General features: G+C 66.0%; 5 protein-coding genes. 4 read left to right on the top strand and 1 reads right to left on the bottom strand.

The genetic code is table 11. The annotated features are described in order from the left end of the window. A partial coding sequence (locus tag QZ753_RS19335; protein WP_294646183.1) for an ACT domain-containing protein occupies positions 1 to 255 on the bottom strand: 255 nt, incomplete at its 3' end. 200 nt (positions 256 to 455) lie between these two features. Here QZ753_RS19335 and QZ753_RS19330 point away from each other — a divergent pair. From QZ753_RS19330 to QZ753_RS19315, 4 genes are all read left to right on the top strand, one after another. Continuing rightward, positions 456 to 1,517, top strand: a complete 1,062-nt coding sequence (locus QZ753_RS19330; RefSeq protein WP_294646182.1) for a GlxA family transcriptional regulator — start codon at positions 456 to 458, stop codon at positions 1,515 to 1,517. Positions 1,518 to 1,686: 169 nt separating this feature from the next. Continuing rightward, positions 1,687 to 2,940, top strand: a complete 1,254-nt coding sequence (locus tag QZ753_RS19325) for a sarcosine oxidase subunit beta family protein (RefSeq protein WP_294646181.1) — start codon at positions 1,687 to 1,689, stop codon at positions 2,938 to 2,940. Between the two features lie 15 nt (positions 2,941 to 2,955). After that, positions 2,956 to 3,258, top strand: a complete 303-nt coding sequence (locus tag QZ753_RS19320; protein WP_294646180.1) for a sarcosine oxidase subunit delta — start codon at positions 2,956 to 2,958, stop codon at positions 3,256 to 3,258. After that, the coding region (locus QZ753_RS19315; RefSeq protein ID WP_294646179.1) for a 2Fe-2S iron-sulfur cluster-binding protein at positions 3,255 to 4,478 on the top strand (1,224 nt) is incomplete at its 3' end. The genes QZ753_RS19320 and QZ753_RS19315, both read left to right, overlap by 4 nt.

Raw genomic sequence — 4,478 nt, 5'->3', positions numbered from 1 at the left:
CGACAGGTCCTCAACCTTGATCCGCATGTCGAAGCGGTCGACCGACGGCTTCAGCGCAAGGTCGAGAACCGACTGCGTGGTGGGCTCGGGCGCCGCGACCGCGATGCGAACGAAGAGCTGGTTGGTCTGGCGATCGCAGAACTGGTTGGCCTCGACGATGTTCGCCCCGCGCGAGGCGAGAGCGGTGGCCAGCGCCGCCGTGATGCCGGGCTGGTCGAGACAGCTGAGCTTGAGGATGAACTTGTTCTCGGCCATCACGGACAACTCGACTGGGAGGAAGGAACGAAGGGCGGAATCTCAGCGCGTTCGGCGGGGCGTCCGGTGGATCGCGCCCGGGCAAGTTCGGCTCGCAGGAGGTAGCATTGCGACACCGATCGGCCCTCGGACAGGACGTTTGCGTCAAGACCGGATTAGCAGTACGACAGTTCGGCGACAGCGCTCGGCGAGGATGGCTGATGGACGCGAAGGTTGGCGAGAGCCGCGCAAGTTCACAGGTTTCCGCGGTCTACAAACCGCGAAAGACCACCGCGCGCCTCTCGGTCGGCTTCATCCTGGCCAAACGCTTCACCCTCTGCGCCTTTGCCAATTTCGTCGATGTCCTGCGGCTGGCCGCCGACGAGGGCGACCGAAGCCGTCCCATCATGTGCAACTGGAACGTCCTTTCGGACACGATGAGCGCGATTCCGTCGAGCAGCGGCGTGTCCGTGCAGCCGAACGAACGGCTCGGGGATCCGACCAAGTTCGACTATATCGTGGTTGTCGGTGGGGTCATGGACGACCTGTCCGGTCTGGGGGCGAACTACGTGTCCTATCTCGCGAGGGCCGCAACCGCGGGCGTGCCGCTGATCGGCCTTTGCACCGGGGGCTTCCTCCTTCACAAGGCCGGCCTGATGAAGGGCTACCGCTGCTGCGTCAGCTGGTTCCACCACGCCGACTTCCTCGAACAGTTCGATGGGCTCGACCCCGTTTCCGATCAGATCTTCATCGACGACGGTGACCGTCTGACCTGCTCGGGCGGCGCCAGCTCGGCTCATCTAGCCGCCTATCTCGTGGAGCGGCACGTCGGCCGCGCGCAGGCCAGCAAGAGCCTCCACATCATGATCATCGACGATGCCCTGCGGCCGGAGAAGCCGCAGCCCGGCGTCTCGATGGACATTTCCACCCGCGACCCGATGGTGATGCGGGCGCTGCTCCTGATGCAGCAGAACATCGACACGCCGCTGTCGGTCGCCGAGCTCGCCAGGCGGATGGGTCACAGCAAGCGCCAGCTGGAACGGCACTTCCGCTCGGCGCTCGGGGCCTCGCCGCAGGCGGCCTTCCTGCAGATCAGGCTGACCTTCGCCCGCCATCTCATCGAGACGACCGACAAGCTCGTGGCGTCGATCGCGGTCGAGTGCGGCTTCTGCGATTCCTCCCATCTCAGCCGCATGTTCCGCCAGCGTTTCGATATGACGCCGCAGGAAGTCCGGCGTCAGGCGCAGCAACCCGCCTTGGCCGGTGAGGCGCAGGCCGCCTGATCCGCTGGACGCGACGGTCGCACCTCAACCTTTGTCGCCACCCGGTCCAGGTCGCCTCGACTAGGGCGCAATGCTGGTTCTTAAAGTGCGACCTGAATGACGCAAATGTCCTGTCTCCGGCAGGGCATTGTCGCAATGATACCCCGGCAATGGTCGTTTGAGGTTCGCGATGACCCGCTTCTCCTTCCCGTCGCTCGTGGCGAATGCGCTCTCCGGACACAAGAACTGGAAGCCGCAATGGCCTGATGCCGAACCGAAGGCCGAATACGATGTCATCATCGTCGGCGCGGGCGGCCACGGATTGGGGGCCGCCTACTATCTCGCCAAGGAGCACGGCATCACCAACGTCGCGGTGATCGAGAAGGGCTGGCTTGGCGGCGGCAACACCGGCCGAAACACGACCATCATCCGCTCGAACTATCTCTTTGACGAAAGCGCGATGCTCTACGAGCATTCGATGAAGCTCTGGGGGAATCTCACCCAGGAACTGAACTACAACGTCATGTTCTCGCAGCGCGGCGTCATGATGCTCGCGCACAACGTCCACGACGTTCAAAGCTTCAAGCGGCACGTCCATTCGAACCGTCTGAACGGCATCGACAACGAATGGCTCACGGCCGAAGAAGCCAAGGAGTTCTGTCCGCCGCTCGATATCTCGCCGAACGCCCGCTATCCCGTGATGGGCGCCGCCCTCCAGCGTCGCGGCGGCGTTGCCCGGCATGATGCGGTGGCCTGGGGCTATGCGCGCGGTGCGGCCGCGATGGGTGTCGACATCATCCAGAACTGCCCGGTGACGGCCATTCGCCGCGATGCGGCCGGAAACGTGTCCGGCGTCGAGACGGCCCGCGGGTTCATCAAGGCCAAGCGCGTCGGCGTCTCGGCGGCGGGCAACACGTCGGTGGTCATGGAGTCTGCCGGCGTCCGCCTCCCGCTCGAAAGCTATCCGCTTCAGGCCCTGGTGTCGGAGCCGATCAAGCCGATCTTCCCGTGCGTCGTGATGTCGAACACGGTGCACGCGTACATCTCGCAGTCCGACAAGGGCGAACTCGTCATCGGCTCGGGAACCGATCAGTACGTGTCCTACAGCCAGCGCGGCGGCCTGCCGCTGATCGAGCACACGGTCGCGGCGATCTGCGAGATCTTCCCGATCTTCACGCGCATGCGGATGCTGCGCAAATGGGGCGGCATCGTCGACGTCACGCCGGATCGCTCGCCAATCATCGGCAAGACCCCGGTTCCGGGCCTCTTCGTGAACTGTGGCTGGGGCACCGGCGGCTTCAAGGCGACGCCGGGTTCGGCCAACGTCTTCGCCCACACGATCGCGCGCGGCGAGCCGCATCGGATCAACGCGCCGTTCACGCTGGAGCGCTTCGGCACGGGCCGGCTGATCGACGAGGCGGCCGCGGCCGCGGTGGCGCACTAAGAGGGGGGCCGGACCATGCTTCTCATCCGTTGCCCCTACTGCCGCTGCGAGCGGCCCGAGGTCGAGTTCGCCTATGGCGGCCAGGCGCATATCGCGCGTCCCGAGAACCCGTCCGTCCTCTCCGACGACGAATGGCGCGACTTCCTCTACATCCGCGACAACCCGCGCGGTAAGCACCACGAGCGCTGGCGCCACATCCATGGCTGCGGACGCTTCTTCAACGCCGTCCGCGACACCGTCACTGACAAGTTCCTGACGACCTACGAGGCCGGCAAGCCGCGCCCCAAAGAAGCCGCACCCGAGGAGGCACGGGCATGAGCGATTTCCGCGTGGCTCATCGCGGCCGGGTCAACCGCAACCGGCGCATCAGCTTCTCCTTCAACGGGCAGACCTTCAACGGGTTCGAAGGCGATACGGTCGCCTCGGCGCTGCTCGCCAACGGCGTCCATCTCGTCGGGCGCTCTTTCAAGTATCACCGCCCGCGCGGCATCCTCTCGGCCGGCTCGGAAGAGCCGAACGCGCTTCTGGGGGTCGACCGGGGTCCGGGACGCTTCGAGCCGAACACCCGCGCGACCGTGCTCGAAATCTCGAACGGGCTGAAGACATCGAGCCAGAACCACTGGCCGTCGCTGAAGCGCGACGTCGGCGCCGTCAACGACGCCCTCTACATGCTGTTCTCGGCCGGCTTCTACTACAAGACGTTCATGTGGCCGAAGTCCTTCTGGAACAAGGTCTACGAGCCGGTGATCCGCGGCGCCGCGGGCCTTGGCAAGTCGCCGACCGAGCCGGATCCCGACCGCTATTCCAGCCGCTTCGTGCATTGCGACGTGCTCGTCGTCGGCTCCGGCCCGGCGGGACTGGCCGCCGCGCTGGAAGCCGGGCGCTCCGGCGCCAAGGTGATGCTGGTCGACGAGCAGGCGGAGTTCGGCGGATCGCTCCTGTCCGAAACCGACGCGTCGATCGACGGCGGTACGGGCTGGGCCTTCCTCGGGAAGACGGTCGGCGAGCTTTCGGCCATGCCGAACGTCACGCTCCTGCCGCGGACGACGGCCTTCGGTTACTACCATCAGAATTTCGTCGGTCTCTGTCAGCGCCTGACCGACCACCTCCCGTCGGCGCCCGACGGCGCCCCGCGCGAGCGCATGTGGAAGGTGCGCGCCAAGCAGGTCGTCCTCGCTCAGGGGTCGATCGAGCGTCCGCTCGTCTTCCACGGCAACGACCGGCCCGGCGTGATGCTCGCAGGCTCCGCGCGCAGCTACCTCAACCGCTACGGCGTGAAGGTCGGCAACGAGGTCGTCGTCGTCACCAGCCACGACAGCGCATGGCTTGCCGCGCTCGACCTCGCGAAGGCCGGCGTGAAGGTGTCGGCGATCGTCGACATCCGGTCCATCGTCGACGCCGAACTGAAGGCGGAAGCGGAAGCGGCCGGGATCGAAGTCCTGCAGGGTTGGACCGTGACCGGGACGAAGGGACGTCTGCGCGTCGAGTCCGTCCGCGTGACCCCGATCAAGGGTGGTGCGTCCCAGGCTCGCACCCTC

The organism is uncultured Aureimonas sp., assembly GCF_913775355.1.
In the GTDB taxonomy this organism is placed as follows: Bacteria; Pseudomonadota; Alphaproteobacteria; order Rhizobiales; family Rhizobiaceae; genus Aureimonas.
The sequence above is the reverse complement of the archived record's forward strand: the minus strand, read 5'-3'. Positions and strand labels throughout refer to the sequence as shown.